The sequence below is a fragment of the Chitinophaga sp. CF118 genome, assembly GCF_900112615.1.
Lineage (GTDB): Bacteria > Bacteroidota > Bacteroidia > Chitinophagales > Chitinophagaceae > Chitinophaga.
This window is the reverse complement of the sequence record NZ_FOMK01000007.1, coordinates 112169-131983: the sequence shown is the minus strand read 5'-3', so window position 1 is coordinate 131983 and position 19815 is coordinate 112169. Positions and strand designations below refer to the sequence as shown.

Sequence of the window (19815 nt, the reverse complement as noted above, 5' to 3'; positions counted from 1 at the left end):
GGTTGGTAGTTAAACTCCTTTACGCAAGCTTTCTGCATAGTCATTAGGAAGTGGACTATCTTCAACGGCTTTCGCTGCCTTCTCCACATCATATTCAAAGCGGATAAATTCTGTTTGTACTGTAGTCTTATCGCTGATACTGCTGTTTTCATTGATGTGAAGCATAACGTATCCTCCGCGGGGATCACCATCTTTAGGTTTGCCTACGGAGCCTATATTGATAGCATGGCGATAATGAGTTTCTTCTGATAAGATACGGTGATAAGGTTTATGTGTATGACCGAAACACATAACATCTGCATCTGCCTCATGCATAATTCTCAGCATGCTCTTTTCTTCTCTGTCTTCGAACAGGTACTCGTTGATTTTACGGGGGCTGCCATGTACGAGCAGCAGATTTAATTTATCATTATTCAACTGAAATTCTACTTTGATGTGGGCAGGTAAAGTGCGGAGGTATCTGCGTTCTTCGTCCTTCACTATTTCATTGGTAAAAGAAATAGAAACACCACCGTTTGCCTTTTCAAGATCGGTTTTGTAAGCACAGCCACAATCATTGGTGGCACGTCCTATACCAAAATCATAGTTACCAGCTATTGTAGGAATACCTCTTTTGCGGATCTCATTAATCACTTCATTAGGCCAGATATTGTATCCTACAAGATCTCCCAGGCAATAGATAGCATCAGGTTTCCTTTCCTCCACATCCTTAAAGAAGGCTTGTAAGGCCGGTAGATTTGCATGGATATCACTGAATAATGCAATTTTCATATTAAGCGCTTTGTAATTTATTAGTGTAATATTTTTTCCTTAACCAGAAAGCAACATTCACAAGGCCGATCAAAGCTGGTACTTCTACCAGTGGTCCGATTACACCAACGAATGCTTGTCCGCTATTGATACCGAATACGCCTATTGCTACGGCAATGGCTAGCTCGAAGTTATTTCCAGCCGCAGTGAAAGCAATTGCTGCGTTCTTTGAATAGTCTGCTCCCATTGCTTTACCAAGGAAGAAACTAACCAGAAACATGATTGCGAAATAAACAGCCAGTGGAATAGCTATCCTTACTACATCCAAAGGAATATGTACGATCAGTTCTCCTTTGAGGCTGAACATGATTACGATTGTAAATAGTAATGCTATCAGAGTTATGGGAGATATAAAGGGTACATATTTTTCCCGGAACCACTTCTCCCCTTTCCATGCTATGAGGGCATACCTGCTCACAATGCCTGCCAGAAAAGGAATACCGAGGTAAATGCCTACGCTTTTTGCGATTTCTGCTATTGTAACAGACACTGTAATGCCTTTCATTCCGAATACGGTAGGTAACCAGGTGATGAATACATAAGCATATACACTATAAAGTAACACCTGAAATATGCTGTTTAATGCTACCAGTCCCGCAGCATATTCCCGGTTACCATCAGCCAGTTCATTCCATACAACAACCATTGCTATACAACGTGCAAGCCCTATCAGGATTAATCCTGTCATATATTCCGGATAGCCATGCAGAAATAATACAGCTAGTCCGAACATCAGGATGGGACCTATTATCCAGTTAAGTAAAAGTGATGCAGAGAGTATCTTTACATTCTTAAATACTTCTCCCAGGTTTTCATATTTCACTTTGGCCAGTGGAGGGTACATCATTAGTATCAATCCGGCTGCAAGCGGAATATTTGTTGTTCCTGAAGAGAATGAATTAATGAACCCTCCTGTAGATGGAATAAAATATCCTATGCCAATACCAACGGCCATTGCGAGGAAGATCCATAACGTAAGAAATCTGTCAAGAAAACTTAATTGTTTCCGTTGTGCCGGATTACAGTTGTTATTGCTCATGTTATTTGTCGTTTGTTGTATAAAGTGGCATTGCAACTTTCCTAATTTACATTTGTAAGGTTTATGAGCAACAATCGGGACCACAGCAGGCTTTGGCTTCAACTGGTTTTTCTGCATAAACAGTAACGCTGAAGATACCTGTACCTGAACTTCTGAATGCTTCTATTTCTTCTTTGCTTAAATATGCTGACAAGATATCGTCAGGTACTACAATGGCTTTTTCTTTCTGGACGGTAATGTCAGTGAATCCATTATTTGCTATTAAGTCAAGGTATTCCTGCTTTTGAATAGCACCGGAGACGCAACCAGCATACATTTCAGCAGCTTCCTGTATTTTTGAGGGAAGACTTCCCACCAATACAATATCTGAAATACTGAAATGACCACCGGGTTTCAGTACACGAATAATTTCTTTAAATACGCCGTCTTTGTTAGGTACCAGATTAAGTACGCAATTGCTAACAACAACGTCAGCTGTATTTGCTGATACCGGCATTTTCTCAATATCTCCCTGGCGAAACTCAACATTATTAAAATTGATCTTTTCAGCGTTAGCGCGGGCTTTTTCCACCATTGCCGGAGTAAAGTCAATTCCTATCACTTTCCCGCCTTCTCCGGTCTCCTGACGGGCAATAAAGCAGTCATTACCAGCACCTGACCCAAGGTCTATCACAGTATCCCCTTTCTTTATTTTAGCAAACTGTGTAGGCAGTCCGCATCCAAGGTTAAGATCTGCATCCGGGTTATACCCTTCAAGCTGAGAATAATCATCAGTCATGATATTATATACTTCTGTGGAGCAGCTACTAGCACCACAACAGGAAGAAGCATTCCCTTCTTTATCCTGTAAAGCAATCTCACTATATTTTTGCTTTACCATTTCTTTTATCTGAGCATCTGTAGACATAATATCTGAAATTTAAACATGTTATTGTAATATTACGATAGATATGGTCAAAAAAATTTAACAGCAGGTTTTGTCAGTGACAGACTCTTTGAAGAACCCTGCAAACAGTAGCTGATATTGCTTCCAGACCTTTGGATCTATGCAGTAGCAAACACTGGCTCCTTCTATATTCCCCTGAATAAGACCGGCCGATTTTAATTCTTTCAGATGTTGAGAGGTTGTTGCCTGAGCAAGTCCTAATTCATCCACTAAATCTCCACATACACAGGCATTCTTTTTAACCAGGTATTGCAATATAGCAATACGTGCAGGATGCGCTAATGCTTTAGCCATCAAAGCAATATCATTCTGTTGTTTCGTAAATAAGTCTGTTTTAGTAGCGCCCATAGTTTATCTTATTGTCACATCGTAATATTACGATAGTATTTTGAATTGGCAAATTTTTTTTTTAACATGATCTATGCTTATATTAGTTGTAATATTTGATTATGACGGTTTGAATGATAATTCCGATTCTACAGCACCCTCTTGTTGATATTTCTTTAAAATCCGAATAATTCATTCATCCTTCAGGTTAAACAGCCTTAATCAGCGCTGTTTTTTGATTTCCAAAAACTACTATCCCCTGGCTTTCCGTACTGTTGAGCAGTTCTTCAAAAGCCCGGATCCCCTCTCCTGTGGTCAATGGCAACATGCCCCATTGCTTTTCCAGGTGTTTTACAGTATCCAAAGCCATCCGCATACCTCCATCTTTCCATAGTGGCCAGGCAATACTCAATGTTCTTCCTTGTCTTTTCCCTTTTGCCTTTTCCTCATTGCGATAATGAGCATATTCATCCAGGTAAGCATTGGCCGCCGCATAATCTGCCTGGCCAGGATTGCCCAATACTCCGGCTACAGAAGAGAAGAATACCATAAAATCAAGTGTTTCTTCTTTTGTGGCTTCATCCAGGTTCCTTGCGCCCTGAATTTTGGCAGAGAGTACCTCACTGGCTTCTCCGGCTGTTTTTTTCAGGATATAACTATCGCGGATAACACCTGCACTATGGATAATACCATCCAGTTTTTGGTATTTTCTTTTGATCTTTTGAATTAAGGCAATTACGTCTTCTTTATTACTTACATCACACTGGTGATATTCGGCATTAGGTATTTTTGCAAGTGCATCCTTAGCTTCCCGGCCGAGTACACTCCTTCCTGTCAGGATCAGTTTGGTGTCTTGCGTTTTACTGATATGTTCGGCAAAGATGCGCCCTAATCCTCCTGCGCCTCCTGTAATCAGGTACACTCCTCCTTCTTTGATCGTTATTTGTTCTGCCTGCCTGGAAGATACCTCTAACTCCTGAACGGTTCTGATTGCCCGTATCCCGTCTTTATAGCGTACTTCTGTCTCTTTTATGTGTTGCTCGGCTTCCAATATCTTAGTAAGCGATCCCAGTTCCGTTAGCGACAAATTGTCCACCCCGATTATTTTACCTGTTAATTTTGGGTTTTCACGGGTAGCCGTTTTTAATAACCCAGCGATAAAACCGTAGTTCATGTAGTCCGTGTTCCTGCAAACGATTATAATCTGGGTAGCCGTTTTCACTGCCTGCTTTTCTTTCACTTTTCCTAATACATGGATAAAGTAAGCCTCCGGTGTTTGCTGAGGTATGGCTTCCACTGTTGTCTCCAGTCTTACGGCAAGTTTTTCTGCCAGGATCCCCGAACCGCCCGCCAATAATATCAGTTGTGCCGTAGTTGTTTCCTGCCGGAAGGTTGCTGTTAATACCGACGCTTGCCAGTTATTGCTGTACAAATATGTATTTATCCTTTCTGCCTCACCTGTTTTTTCTGCCGGCTCTGTTCGGAGTACTTTGATTGCCTGCCTTTCCTGCCTGGGAATCCAGTAACGCTCCCGGGCAAACGGATAAGTTGGTAAGCTGATCTTATTGGGTTTGTTCGCCGGATAGAGAGCGTTCCAATCAATGCTAATTCCCTGTACCCATAATTGGGCCAGGGAATCAGATTCCTTCTCTTTGATGGCCTCTTTTACATAGGCTTCTCCTGCTTTACCCTGTATGGAAAAACCGATCTTATCCTTCCTGATATTCCCTGTTAGCAGGCCATCCTTTTTCCCATCCAGATAAATGCTTAGTTGTGCTATCAGCTCTTCCCTGTTTTTTGCTATTAATGCCAACCGCTCTTCCATCGGCTCTCTACCTATCTGTAAAGTATATGCAATATCGAAAAGATCAATATCCGGCTGCGATTCCACATAAGCTTTTAAATTCGATACCTGTTCCTGGAGTCTCTCCGCATCCCTGGCAGACAGTACTATGATTGCAGGCGCAGCACTGGTGTACTGTTCTTTATGCTCAGAAAGGTATTCTTCGACTACCAGGTGAGCATTACTGCCACCTGCTCCAAAGCTATTGATCATTGCTCTCCTTGTAGTACCATTTGGTCGCCACTCCGTCAGCGCTTTACAAAATTTTAAGGGGGTACGCTCCAAATGTAAATTTTCGTTGAGGTTTTCTAAATTTATACCTGGCACAAACTGTTTATATTTCAACTGAAGCAACACCTTGGTTAACTGGGATATTCCGGAGGCGGCTTCCAAATGTCCTATATTGGATTTTACCGACCCTATTGTAATTTGCTTTCCTGTTGCCTCGCCAAACACCCTGGACAGGCTGGCTATCTCGATAGGATCGCCTATTGGCGAGCCATTCGCTGCTGCCTCTATATAACTAATGGTTGCCGGATCTACACCAGATCGTTCTAAAGAATCGATCATTAAAAGGGATTGAGTCTTGGGATTGGGTACTCCAAAACCACTTGTGCCTCCATTGTGATTTAAAGCGTTCGAGATAATAACACCATAAATCTGATCTCCGTCTTCAACAGCTTTACTCAACGGCTTTAATAATACCGCACCCACTCCTTCACCCGGAATATATCCATCTCCGTTCCCAAAGATTTTACTGGTGCGGGTGCTGCCTACGTAACCATACTCGGCTAAACTTTGCCACTTGGACGGATGCAGGCTTAAATTCACGCCCCCGGCAATTGCCGCGCTACAGTCGCCTTTCATAATGCTGTCACAGGCTTGTACAATGGCTGTCATGGAAGAAGAACTGGCTGTATTGACAGCTACACTGGGACCGGATAATCCAAAGTGATAAGATACCCTGTTGGCTATTGCCCAGCTGGTAGAGAATGCAAGTTCGTCCGATATTGATTTATCAGTAGCTACCAACGGATATTCATGAGTCATGGAGCCTACGTAAACACCTATACGGGTATCTAAACGGGTTCTTGGCGCGTAACCCGCATCTTCAAATGTGGCCCATACTATTTCCATAAAAAGCCGGATCTGTGGATCAAGCATTTCTGCTACTTCAGGAGAAAGGTTGAAATGTGAGGGGTCAAATTTATCCACGTCCTGCATAAAGCCTCCCCACTTCCCTTTGCTTCTTCCTTCCTTATATTCCTTATCGGCATCCCACCTGTCTTTTGGAATTTCAGTGATACAGTCTTTGCCTTGTTTAAGGTTGTCCCATAATTCATTTACGTTGCCCGCCCCCGGATATCTCCCACTCAGCCCGATTATCGCAATCTCTTTTATTGCTGCGCCGTTCTCCATTGATCCTGTCGTTGCTGCTGTCGCCAAAGGCTGCCGGGGTTTATCTGCTGGTTTAGCTGGTAAGGCAACTGGTTGCACATCAAACAACCTGATTAATGTTTCTTCATGAAAAGATAAAAAATAACCCGACAACTCCTTTATGCTCTGGTATTCGAAAAATAATGTTGCCGGTAAAGCCCCGAATTCTTCCTGCAATTCATTTGTTAATTGCATAACGAGTATCGAATCTATGCCATACCGTTCAAAAGCAGTATCAGAATCTATCTGGCTCACAGGCAGGTTTATAGCAGAGCCAACGTTCGTTTTTAAATATTGGATTGTCTTTTCCTGTAAGTCAGGTATGCTGTCTGTTGTCTCTAACAGCGGTTCCCGTACAGGCGTCAACGATGGCGTGACCATTGCCGCCTCTTTATCCAAAGCCATGAAAACAATTCCTTTGATCCGTACACAAACATTCCCCTCCTCATCTGCAAGATCAACATCCAGCCGCTGTATAACGTCCAATGGTGCGCACCCCTCACTGTATCGCGCATATGCCCACATATTGGTACTACATCTGCCATATACCCTTACTTCCTCTGCCGCATACGGTAAGCGCAATTGAAGCTGCTCCCTCCCTATTAATACAGCCGCCGATTGTAAGGCGCTATCCAGCATTGATGGATGCATTATATAATCGTCCAGTGTATCCCTTACCGATAATGGTATCTCAATACAGCCCAATACATAACCTTCTCCCTCATGTATTTGTATCATCCCATTAAACCCCGCTCCAAGTCTAAGTCCGCCCTCTGCTATTACTTTATAACACGCCTCCCCACTTACCTGTCGGCTACAACCGGCTTGCAATTGAAATATGTCTATCCACGGTACTGCAGTTTCCTCTTCCAGGAACACTAATCCCTGGCTGCGTATAACATCCTCCGAACATATTTCATAACGTACACTGCCAGAAGATTCCATGTACAAATCAGTATGAACATGTACTCCATCAACAGATGCTACTATTGGACTAGCCCACACAATTTGCCTGAACACCATCACCACCGGTTCTTGTTCCGATAAGTCCATCTCCAGAGCTGCCGCGGCCCTTGCCATCTCTATATAACATACGCCAGGCAGTACTTTGCGGCCCTTTACCTGGTGATCTTTTAAAAAGAACTCTTCACCACTAAAGCTGGCACTGTAACGATGCCTTTTCAAGGTGGATATATTGCCGTTTATATTTTTCATAATATTTTTTTAGTTGGTAATTCTGAAAAGAGTTTCTTCCATTAGCTTAGCCGCCTCTTCCATCATCTTTATTCCTATTCTGTCTGCATGACGATTTTTCCAGCTTTCAAGCGATGTTCCTTTTACCCATTGATTAAAGGCTCCCAGTGCCGGACCTGTATGTACCTGGAAATTTACCTTTTCAGTTATATTTCCTTCAATCGCCAGCTTATTACAATGGCCGAAGTACCAACGAAATACCAGGGCCATTTTCTGCTTTGGATTATTTTCTGCTTTTTCTATTGTGGATTGTTCTCCTTTTCTTTTGAAATATGTTTTGCTCTCTTCCCATATTTCATCTATGGATTTCTTAAAATAATTCTTTTCCAGTTGCTGTATTACCTTCTCAGGTATTTCTTCCAACGAATTGTACTGGTTATAAAGCGAATAAAGCTTATTGGCCCTGGCGGGAAACAACACTCCTCTTTTTAACACCTGCACTCTTGCTCCTATTTCAAACATATCTCCGGCCGGAGCATAATCGGTGTCCTGAACATTTATTTCCTGCAACAAATCTTTTACTGCATCACTTGTTCTTGCCTCTACCGTACATTGATTGATAGAACCGGTAAGGACAAAATCCGCCCCCATCATATAAGCACAGGCCACTGCCTGTGGGGTTCCTATGCCACCGGCTAATCCAATGTGTATGGATTGGGAATACTGTTCTTCCTTTTCAATGATTGCTCTTAGTTGTTGAATAGAGGGTAATAATACCATTGCTACCCCTGCATCGGTATGACCTCCTGAGTCGGCTTCCACACATATATCATAACTCATGGGAACCTTTTTGGAGAGTGCCGCCTGTTCTGCAGTGATCATCTCTTCTTCCAATAGTTTATTTACTATCCTTTCCGGTGCAGGACGCATGAATACTTCTGCTACTTCCGGTCTTGATATTTTTGCCAATATTTTATGATCGCAAATAACATTTCCGTCAGTACCTTTTCTTAACCCTTTTAAGCGATAATAAACAAGGGATGGGGTTATTTGCATGTATGCCGACGCTTCTAATTTCCGAACACCATATTTTAAGTAGAGGTCTACCGTTCGCATTTCAAATGCCGGGTCCACCAGGTTATGGAGTAAATTCATTCCATAAGCCTCTCCGGTAGTTAACTCATTCTGGATATATTGTATGTTTTTTTCAATTTCTTCCAATGACAAACCACCTGTGCCTACAAAACCCAACATGCCCGCTTTTCCCATACACACCACCAATTCCCTGGAGGCTATTCCTCTATACATGGCTCCTGCCAGGTAAGCATATTTTATTCCGTAGTCTTCGCGGAATCTGTGGCTTCCGAGACAGGTTGCTAAGTCAGTACTTTGACGGCTAGTTAAGCTTGCGCTTATTGTTATCTTTTCTTCCTTCAGGGGAGTACTACTCACTTTAATCTCATTGATCATTTTGGTGAGAATTGCTCCTCCGATTTCCTCATGCGTTGTAATTCCTTTTCCCATCAGAAAACGAATGGTATCGGTCCATTGTACAGAACTTGCTACCTGCCGGCTTAGTAATGCGACTGTTTGTCCTTCTTCATAAGGACGGGCCGTGGCATTGGCTATTACAGGAGTTTGCAGGGACGAAAATTTAAAACCATTGAGAAAAGTTGCAAATTCCTCAGCAGCTGGTTTCATGTACCTGGAATGAAACGGGGCACTCACAAATAAGGGTATAATTTTGATTCCCTCGTCACTGAAATCTTTAACTACTTTGTCGATCGACGCTTGCGGCCCTGCTATGACAGTTTGAGTAGGGGTATTGTAATTGGCTATATCGATATCCGTATATCCGTTATCTTCCAGTTTCTGAGTAAGCGTTGCTATATTAAGACCCAGTACTGCGGCCATGCCTCCCCCCGATGCTGCTGCCATTAAAGCTCCCCGTTTTTGTACCAGTCTCAGACCTGTTTCAAAGTCAAAAGCACCGGCTGCCAGTAAGGCATTGTATTCGCCTAAACTATGGCCAATCAAATAATCGGGGCGGCTATCCTTATGTTGCTTATAATACTCAAAAGCATTAACGACATACAACGCGGGTTGTGTGAATTCAGTTTTCCCCAGTTGTCTTTTCGGGTCGTTTACGCAAAGTTCTTCCAGGTCGTAACCTAGTATTTCCGAGGCTTGTTGTGCCTCTTTATTATAAGCCCTGAATAACTCTTTACCCATTCCTTTATACTGTGATCCCTGACCGGGAAACATGATTACTTTCATAGGAATTATTTTATCAATTGTTTTAAGATTTGAATTCCAGCTCACGCTTATGTAAAAGCGGATGCAGATTCTTTTTCTTTTCAGCAATTTTTCCTTTCCCCTTAGGTATCCAATACCGTTCCCTTGCAAACGGATACATCGGTAGGCTGATCTTATTGGGTTTATCTTCCAGGTAAAGTCCGGTCCAGTCTACACTCACTCCTTTTACCCACAACATGGCTAAGGAATCCAGTTCTTTTGCTTTAACTGCCTTTTGCATATATGCTGGTTCTCCTTTTCCATTGAGCGAAAAGTCGGACTTATCCCTTATAACATTACCTGTAATGAGATGATTGGTTTCCCCATCGAGGTAAGCTTTTAGTTTTACTGTTAGTTCTTCCCTGTCTTTTGCTATCAATGCCAATCGCTCGTCCATAAACTCCCTGTTTGTCTGTAACGTATATGCTATATCGTGAAGGTTTGCTACGGGATTCGATTGCAGGTAAGTGTTAAGGTTACCCGCCAGCACTTTAAGTCTGTCTTTGTCCCTGGCGGATAAAAGTATGATGACTGGCGATGAACTACTATATGCGGGTATGTCCTTTGGCTGGTATTCTTCTATCACAACATGCGCATTATTTCCCGTCATGCCAAAGGAGCTTATCCCCGCCATGAATGGTTTGTCTGACTTCCAGTGCTCCGTACTTTTATTTATTCTGAAAGGGGAACCGTCTATTTTAATATAAGGGTTCAGTTCCTCAAAATTGGGCATCGCAGGAATCGTTTTGTGTTTCATCATGAGCAGAACCTTGATTACACTTGTTAACCCTGCTGCACCTTCTAAATGTCCTGTATGCGCCTTGGTAGATCCGATGGCGCAAAAGCCGGTCTTATCAGTATAATTTTTAAAGGCGCGTTTTAATGCATTGATCTCAATGGGATCTCCCAGTCCGGTGCCGGTACCATGAGCCTCTATATAACTGATGTTTTCCGGGTTTATACCTGCTGCCTTCCAGGCATCGACTAACAACTCAGTTTGAAGCTCTGGTCGTGGGGAGGTAGGATTATTAGATTTCCCTACATGATTGATCGCACTGCCTTTGATAACACCATGAATTTTGTTCCCATCTGCTATCGCTTTGGATAATGGTTTGATCAATATGGACACCACTCCTTCTCCTGGTACATAGCCATCTGCTTTCTTATCAAATGTGTGACATCTTCCTGTTGGTGACAATGCCTGCATTCTTGAAAAATACACGTAATGCAGAGGGCTCAAAAGAACATTCAATCCTCCTATAACTGCAGTATCTATTTCTCCGTTACGGATTGCCTGGCACCCCAGGTGCAGGGCTGTCATTGATGACGCACAGGCATTGTCCAACGGAATAGATCCTCCCCGCAAATCAAAATGATAAGAAACACTGGCAGATAAACTTGACATAGCACTACTATTGTGCTGGTAATTGCTGATAGACGTTTGTGCCCGCACTATTTCATCCCAATATTCATGAAAACAACTTCCTACGTATACGCCGGTACGGCTACCTCTTATTTCATTTATCACACCCGCATCTTCAAACGTGTGGTAAGCTGACTGCAGTAGCAGTCTTAACTGGGGGTCCATCCATGTTGCCTGCAGTGGGGCAATACCAAAGAACAGTGGATCAAACTTGTCTATGTCTTTAAGAAAACCTCCCCATTTGCAGTAAGTTTTATTTTCTGCTTCTTTATTTTCATCGAACCACGGCTTATAATCCCAATGGTCCTCAGGGATTTCAGTAATCAGGTCTCTGCTGGCCTGAATATGATCCCAAAACTCTGCTAAATCAGCGGATTGAGGAAGGTAGCCACTCATTCCTATAACAGCGATATCATCTGTCCTGGATGTGTTTATTTTCCTTGATACCTCTTCCTGCCCAGACGGGTCCATTTCGAGAGTAAGGTTTTCCGATCCAAATGATAACGGACTATGTATAGGATGAGTGGCTGATAATTTATCGGCATGGTCACTTTTAAAATAACCAACTAAGTCACCTATATTCTGATATTCAAAAAAGAGTGTAGGATACAATTCAATGTCTAACTCCTTTTCTATTAGTTGAGATATGCCAATCATCTGGCCGGAATCCAAACCCATATCCATGAAATTCTGTACCAGGGAAATTTCTGATGGCTGTTTGCTTAAAGCCTCCCCGATTTTTATTTGCAGGTAACCGGTAATTCCAATTTCAACGTTTCCATGTGAAGAAAGGACGTGGCCTGCAGGATTGCTGTTTTGGGGCGCTTTTGTACCAAACAGGCTCGCCGGATCAGGCACCGATTTAGTGGTATAACCAAACATGCGAACGATTGTGGTTCCATCGTTCTTTAATATCTTGATATTAAATTCGGCTATCTGATCATTACTTTTAACAGGTGAAATATAGCAGTAGTAATCCTGTAAATTGTAGCCTGGAAGATCGCCCATTACTTCCACTGCCTTTATCATCAGTGGAGGCCAGTGATTATTGCCAGACATTTCAATATCCTGGTATAGAGATAATGTACTGGCCACATGGGCTCCATCAAACAATGCCGGAGGAATAATGAAAGTTTCCGTTTTCTTCATTTGCTCATCACTTATCCGAAGCGATGCCAGTGAATCCCCGTTTGGCAGATGCCATACGTTTTGAACAGTTCTTAAAGTTGGCCCATATCCATAACAGGACTGACCCTTATGATCATAAAATAGCTTTGCCTCCGATTCTTTGACACTATCTTTTTTAAGTTTATCGACATTAATTCTTTCTTTAGCAATTATGATTTGATTCAACTTACAATTGAATGGCATGCTCACCTTTTCGTCTATCTGATATTCTATGTTCACCTGGTTAGATGCCGGATCAGTGATACTCTTTAACCGGGCCATTTCTCCCGGCTCCAGAACAAGTGGATTTGAAAACAATATCTTATCAATTCTCAGCGCCTTTCCTGGATATAGTTTAAAGCCCTCGTTTATACTCATAACCATGTACGTTGCTCCTATCAGAACTTGTTTACCAAAGATCTGGTGATCCCGGATTAATGGTTCATCATAAAATATCTCCTTTATCTGACCCTCTTCTTTTAAATGTTCTGTCATCTCCTGTCCCAGCCAATACGAATTATTGGATAGTCTTTCTACCGGGAGTGTTGTTCTTTTTATTGAGGTATTAGTCGTTGGTTTTTCTATTACCATATGACAATTGGTTCCTCCAAATCCAAAGCTGGATAGGGCAGCTATTTTCTTATCGGTAGTCCAGGCTTTTAGTGTTGTATTGGGATAAAAAGGAGATTCCTCAAACTTAAACCGGGGGTGTGGCTTTTCACAGTGTAAGGTAGGCGCCAGTTGACTGTGCTGCATCTGTAACAGGATTTTTATCAACGCTGTCACACCAGCTGCGGTCATGTTATGTCCCAGGTTACTCTTGACGGATCCTATGGCGCAGTATTGCCTGTTAGCCGTTTGGGTCCTATATACCTCTGTCGCCGCTTTTATTTCTATTGGGTCGCCTAATAAGGTGCCAGTACCATGTGCCTCATAATAAGTGATCTCTTCGGGTGATATTTTAGTCTTCTCCAGTGTTTCTCTGATCACTTCTTTTTGCCCTTCTTTATTGGGCACGGTCAATCCCATCGTCTGACCATCATTATTGACTGAGGATCCTGCAACTACTCCAACTATCTGATCGCCATCCGCCAGGGCCTGATTGTAATCTTTCAGCATAACAAGGGCTCCGCCTTCTGCCATCACAAAACCTGCAGCACGTTCATCAAATACATAACTTCTGCCATCCCTGGATAATACTTCGGCCTGGCTAAATCCTATATGGGCAAATGCATCCACCATGATCGAGATACCTCCTGCTATGGCCATCGTTGTTTTTCCACTTAGGATATCATCACATGCCTGGTGAATGGCTACCAGTGAACTGGAACAGGCGGTATCGATCACCTGGCTGGTGCCCTTCAGATTATAAAAGTCGGAAACCCTCGCCGCGATCATATTACTGATATTATTCACAACCGTATGTTGGCGGGCTCCTGGTGGGAGAAGGTGATAATTATTGCGAACGTAATTGTTATCTTTTGCGCCTATATATACGCCGGTCTTTGTATTCGATAACTCCTCTTTCCTATACCCGGCATGAGATAACAGATCTCTGGTAAGTTCCAGGATGATTCGTTGCTGAGGATCCATCGAAAGAGCCTCTTCATCACTTATCTTAAAGTAGAGAGTATCAAACAATCCTGCGTTTTTAAGAAATCCTCCCTTTGTGGTGTAGCTCTTATCAGGTGCTGCTTCTGCCGAATAATAATTTGAAGCATCCCATCTGTTTGCCGGCATTTCGCTTATCAGGTCTTTCCCTAACCGCAAATTCTCCCAATACTCATCCAGGTTATCTGATTCGGGTAATTTACAGGACATGCCTATAATCGCTACTTTCCCGTTACTCTTCGGACTTGTACCAACTCGTGCCCGGCCGGATCGTTTCAGCATGCCGGGCACTGAGCTGGCTTTTGGGTTTGTTGCCAGTATAGGCTCCTTTATCGCCGGTGATTTTTCTTTTTCTAGGTATTCTGCCAGCAAGGCTATGGTGGGATAACTTACTATGGCAGTAGGTTCGATAGCTATTTCAAACCTTGATTCCAACATATTGAGAATCTTCATCATCATGATAGAGTCTACTCCATATTCCGAAAATTCTGTGTCTGTTTCCAGGTCTTCTTTGTTCAGTTTTAATAGTGCTGAACAAATTTCTATCAATATTACCTCTATTGCTGATTTACTGCTACTGGTCTCTTTGGGGGAAACTTCCGTTGGTGGTGTACTGTCCTTGTGGAACAGCGCTAATTTAATTTTCTCTCCCGGACCATAAGCTACTATTCCCTGGCTGGCAGTACTGCGTAGCAATGCTTCAAATGCCGCGATCCCCTCTTCGGTGGGCAACGGTAACATACCCCATTGCTTTTCTAAGTATTTCAGTGTCTCTTCATCTACCTGCATGCCACCTTCCTTCCACAGTGGCCAGTTGATGCTGAGTGTTTTTCCATATCTTAGCCCTTTGGCCTTTTGTTCGTTACGATAATGTGCATAATAATCCAGGTAAGCATTGGCAGAGGCATAATCGGCCTGACCTGTATTGCCCAATACCCCTGCCATAGAGGAAAAGAATACCATGAAATCCAGTGGTTCTTCTTTTGTGGCTTCATCCAGATGTTGAGCTCCGGCTATCTTGGGAGATAATACTTCCGCAACTTCTTCTTCTGTTTTTTTGATGATAAAACTATCACGGATAACGCCTGCGCTATGAATAATCCCATCCAGTTTCTGGTATTTTTCTTTGATCGTTTTAATTAAAGAAAACACTTCGTCTTTATTGCTTACATCACAGCGGTAGTATATAGCACCGGGTATTTCTGAGATCGATTCTTTGAGCTCACTTCTTCCGGTAAGGATAAGTTTCGTGTTTTTTGTTTTGCTGATATGCTCTGCAAAAATTCGCCCTAAGCCTCCTGCGCCACCGGTTATTAAATATACCCCACCTTCTTTGATGCTCAGGGTTCCAGTATCTGAGACAGATCCAGCTATTTTAATTTCTCTTTTCCCTTTTTGATAGCGTACTTCTGCCTCAGTGCTATTTTGTTCAGCTCTCAATATTTCTGTGAGTGTATCCAGCTCCGTTACAGACAAGCTATCTACCCCTATTATTTTCCCGGTTAACTTAGGGTTTTCCCAGGTGGCGGTTTTTAACAGTCCGGATACAAACCCGCAATCCAGGTAGTCACTGTTTTGACAAACTACTGTTATGTGAGTGGGGTTTCTCTCTCTCAGCTTTTCTTTTATCTTATTCAACACAGACATAAAATATGTCGCTGTTGACTGCAGGGGTATGGCTACTACTTCCATCTCCAGTGTTTCAGTGAGCTTATCGGCCAAACTATCAGCTCCACCGGCCAACAGTACCAATTGAGTAGTATTTGTTTCCTCATAACTGTTTGTTGTCAGTTCCGACAATTGCCAACCGTTACTGTATAAATGAGTAAATCTATTTTTAGAAATGTTATCCAACGGCAACATTACAAAGTCTCTAAAACTGAGTAATATCTCTCCTTCTTCATTTAGCAGATCAATATCATAACTGATTACTTTACCGTTTGCTTTATTGTTAGCGCTCTTTCGGGCATAACACCAGATTGTTGCCTGCAGGTCTTTATAAATAGTAACTTCTTTTACACTAAAAGGTAGCGTAAGGCCTGGTTTTTCTTTTACGAAACTTAACCCCGCACAGGTTTGCAAAGCACTATCCAGCAGTCCCGGAGCAAGTATATAGTCTTTTTCTTTGAGTAAACTGATCCTTGAAAGGGCTTCTGCTTCACTATAGTATAATATTTCTATCCCCTGGAAACTCTTCCCATAATCCAGGCCCATCCCTTTAAATAGTTCATAGCAGGCTTCCCTTTCCTTTGTGTTCTTTAACCTGTTTCGAATGAGTTCCAGATCCTGGCGTTCCGGTGCCTGCCGCGGAGTTGTACTGAGCCTTCCCTGGCTGTGGACTTGCTCTTGCCCGTCTTTTTGCGTATACACATCATACGCGATCTCTTCTCCAGATGCATAAATACCGATATCCACTTTTTCAGGCATTCCATTCACCCGTATAGGACTCAGCCAGGTCACGTCTGTTAATCGGGTGATCCCTTTTTCTGCTGACCGGGCTCCTGCTTCCCTGGCTAATTCTAAATAGGCTACTCCTGGAAATATTTTCTCTTCCCTCACTTTGTGATCCGTTAAGAAAGCTTCTTTGCCGGTGTATACACTAGTATATTTTTGCTCGTTTAAATTTGAGGTATTGTTATGTAATAACGGGTGCAGCATTGCACTCCCGGTTATTAGTGCCGGATGGGCATCCTGAAGGGGAATCCAGTACCTTTCCCTGGCAAAGGGATAGGTCGGTAAACTGATCTTGCGGGGCCTGTGTTCTCCATAGAGTAAATGCCAGTCAATAAACATTCCTTTTACCCATAACTGCGCTAAGGATTTGTTTTCTTTTTGCTCTATTGCGTAGTTTATGTATGCTTGTCCTGCGCCTCCTTCCAATAAAAAATCAGATTTATCTTTCTTAATATTACCCCTCAGAAGATTGTCTGTCTTTCCTTCCAGGAAACTTATTAATTGTGTTTTTAGTTCTTCCTGGTTTTTTGAGACTATTGCCAGTCTTTCTGTCATCGCCTCTCTTCCTATCTGCAAAGTATAGGCTATATCGTGAAAAGGAGTATCAGGATTCGCTTCCAGATAATTCTTTAAGTTCACTACCTGTCGTTTCAAACTCTCCGCATTCCGGCCTGATAAAACCACAATTGCCGGTGCTGTATTTCGATACGGTTCTCTTTCTGTTGGCCTGTACTCTTCTATTATAATATGGGCATTACTTCCTCCTGCACCAAAACTGCTAACCCCTGCCAGGCGTGGTTCGTTATTTTCTGTGGTCCATGCTTCTAATTTCTGCTGAACTTTAAAAGGGCTGCTTTCAAAATCAATATTGGGGTTAAGTGTGGCGGAGTGCAATGAAGGTACCAATTGCTTATACTTCATTTGCAGCAGGACTTTTGTAATGCCTGCCATGCCTGCTGCAGCTTCACCATGACCAATGTTTGATTTAACCGATCCTATACTGCAATATTGTTTTTTATCGGATTGAAAAGCCTTGGTTAATCCTGCTATTTCTATAGGGTCTCCTAAGCTGGTACCTGTTCCATGCGCTTCGATGTAGCTGAAGTCTTCTGCTTTTACCCCTGCCTTTTTTATAGCTTCTTTTATCACTACTGCCTGAGCATTGGGATTGGGCACAGTAAACCCGCTACTCCTTCCACCATGATTAACAGCTGTTCCCCTTATCACCCCATAGATCTGATCACCATCTGCTTCGGCATTACTTAACGGCTTTAACAATATGACACCCACGCCTTCTGCCGGAACATACCCTTCTCCTCCTTCCCCAAAGCTTTCACATAAGCCTTTGGACGACAAAAACATTGAGTTAGATAACCAATTATACTTACTGGGATGCAGACTCAAATTCACGCCGCCTGCAAGGGCAGTTGTACTTTCGCGCTTTCGTAAACTATCACATGCCAGGTGTATTGCCGTTAATGAGGATGAGCATTGAGTATCCAACCCTATACTTGGTCCCTCAAACCCAAAATGGTAAGATACTGTATTAGCCGCCAGGGATACAAAACTGCTTGGGAAAATGGACTGCGTTCTTACCTCTGCTCTGAACAACTGGTAATCTGTCCAGAACACTCCTGCAAATACACCCACCTTTTCTTTCGCCAGTTTTTTGGGTGTATAGCCTCCATCTTCCAGGGTTTTCCAACTCTCTTCTAAAAAGAGCCGAACCTGTGGATCCATGTTTTCAGCTTCCTGTGGAGATATATTAAAAAATAAAGGATCGAATTTATCTGCGTCTTCAACAAATCCACCCCATTTGCTATAGCTCTTTCCGTCCTTGCCTTTTTCTTTAGTATAAAAGTTTTCTATATCCCACCTGTCCCGGGGAATTTCCTGAATGCTGTTTTTACCTTGCTGCAGGTTATTCCAGAATTCATTTACATTTCCTGCGCCCGGAAATCTTCCGCTTAATCCTATTATCGCGATGGGCTCTTCCGGCAACCCGTAATGGAATAATGGCAAATAAGGAGATGGTGATTGATAGTCCTGTACAGGAGCCTTATGTACATAACTCTCCTGGCTTTCTGTTTTAAAATGTTCGGCCTCTTCTTGTAATAAATATTCGCTGAGCGCTTCTATAGTCTGGTATTCAAATAATAAAGTGGGATAAAAATCATGCCCGCATTTTACTTCCAGCTCTCTTACCAACTCCATAGTTTTTTTAGAATCCAGTCCTAAATCGTAAAAGCCTGTAGTATTGTCCAGCTCTGAAATCTGTTTGCCAAGTTTTGCCGCTATAATTTCTTTTAAATAGTTGGTTATAGTAGATGTCCCACTGTTGTTTGTAATTGATGGCGGATTTTGTTCCTGCTGTGGTGTTGCCGCATCTTCTACCAGTTGTCTGATCAATTCAGGATGGCGGATACGCTTACTTGTTAAGCCTCTGAAGCGTGCGAGCAGTTGCCCGTTTTCATTATACAGCGTAATATCATTCTTGATTACTTCCGGAAGTTTATTTGCCGGCAATACTTGCTTTTGGCTGTACACATACACTGTTGACGGGAAAGAATGCCGTATTTCAAAATGATCAATTGAAAAAGGAATAAATGGAATGCCTTCACCAAACATTCCCTGGCCTTCCTGCAAGCCAAAGGACATGCCCGCAAATGTTGATCCATCCAAAAAAGCAGGATGAGCCATTAATTGTTCTCTATATTCCTCTGCCAGTTCGCTTAAATGAAGTGCCATTAACTCTTCATCTCCTTTTTGATAAATCCTGCCTTTTGCCTGCATAAATTCACCATGGGAGATTTCTGCTTTTCTTGTCCTCGCATATACTTCTTCCACATCATACACATGTTCACTATTTGCGATAAAGCCTCTCACATCAAATAACACTTCATCCTGTTTTTCTAAAGCATCTAACCGGCAATGCATGTGTTCTGTCCACGGGCCAAAGGTTTCTCCCTTATGATTCATTTTTTGGGAACGGAGCACAGCTTCATAGGCAGATCCTTTTCCTTCCTGGTAGGTTATTTCTAACTTACGATTATACTCTTTTGTGGTGGCTAAAGGTTCAGTGAACAGCACCCTGCTAAGCTGGAAGTCCTGGTCAAATATTGCCTTTGCAGAACGGAGGATCAAATCAAGATAGGTAACACCTGGAATGATACTAACATCATATACCTTATGGTCTCTCAGGATATAGTTATCATTATCAAAATCCAGATGAACAATGCGGGTTTTCATATAAAATTAATATTGAGGAG

Annotated in this window: 7 protein-coding genes; all 7 read right to left on the bottom strand. The window is 42.5% G+C overall.

Annotated features, from left to right (window positions below; all coding sequences use genetic code 11):
• Positions 1–9 precede the first annotated feature (9 nt).
• A complete protein-coding gene (locus BM176_RS23725) occupies positions 10–771 on the bottom strand; it encodes a metallophosphoesterase family protein (RefSeq protein ID WP_090106831.1) in 762 nt (253 codons plus the stop codon).
• Position 772: 1 nt separating this feature from the next.
• On the bottom strand, positions 773–1849 hold the full coding sequence (gene arsB, locus BM176_RS23720; protein ID WP_090106830.1) for an ACR3 family arsenite efflux transporter: 1077 nt from the start codon (positions 1847–1849) through the stop codon (positions 773–775).
• A gap of 61 nt (positions 1850–1910) precedes the next feature.
• Entirely contained in the window at positions 1911–2756 is an 846-nt protein-coding gene (locus BM176_RS23715) for an arsenite methyltransferase (protein ID WP_090106829.1), read from the bottom strand.
• Positions 2757–2813: 57 nt separating this feature from the next.
• Entirely contained in the window at positions 2814–3143 is a 330-nt protein-coding gene (locus BM176_RS23710) for an ArsR/SmtB family transcription factor (RefSeq protein WP_090106828.1), read from the bottom strand.
• A 187-nt stretch (positions 3144–3330) separates the two neighbouring features.
• Positions 3331–7617: an SDR family NAD(P)-dependent oxidoreductase gene (locus BM176_RS23705; RefSeq protein WP_090106827.1), complete on the bottom strand. Its 4287-nt coding sequence runs from the start codon at positions 7615–7617 to the stop codon at positions 3331–3333.
• A 9-nt stretch (positions 7618–7626) separates the two neighbouring features.
• Positions 7627–9873 carry an ACP S-malonyltransferase gene (gene fabD, locus BM176_RS23700; RefSeq protein ID WP_090106938.1) on the bottom strand — a complete coding sequence of 749 codons (2247 nt, stop codon included), beginning with the start codon at positions 9871–9873 and terminating at the stop codon, positions 7627–7629.
• Between the two features lie 22 nt (positions 9874–9895).
• On the bottom strand, positions 9896–19795 hold the full coding sequence (locus BM176_RS23695) for an SDR family NAD(P)-dependent oxidoreductase (RefSeq protein WP_090106826.1): 9900 nt from the start codon (positions 19793–19795) through the stop codon (positions 9896–9898).
• Positions 19796–19815 lie beyond the last annotated feature (20 nt).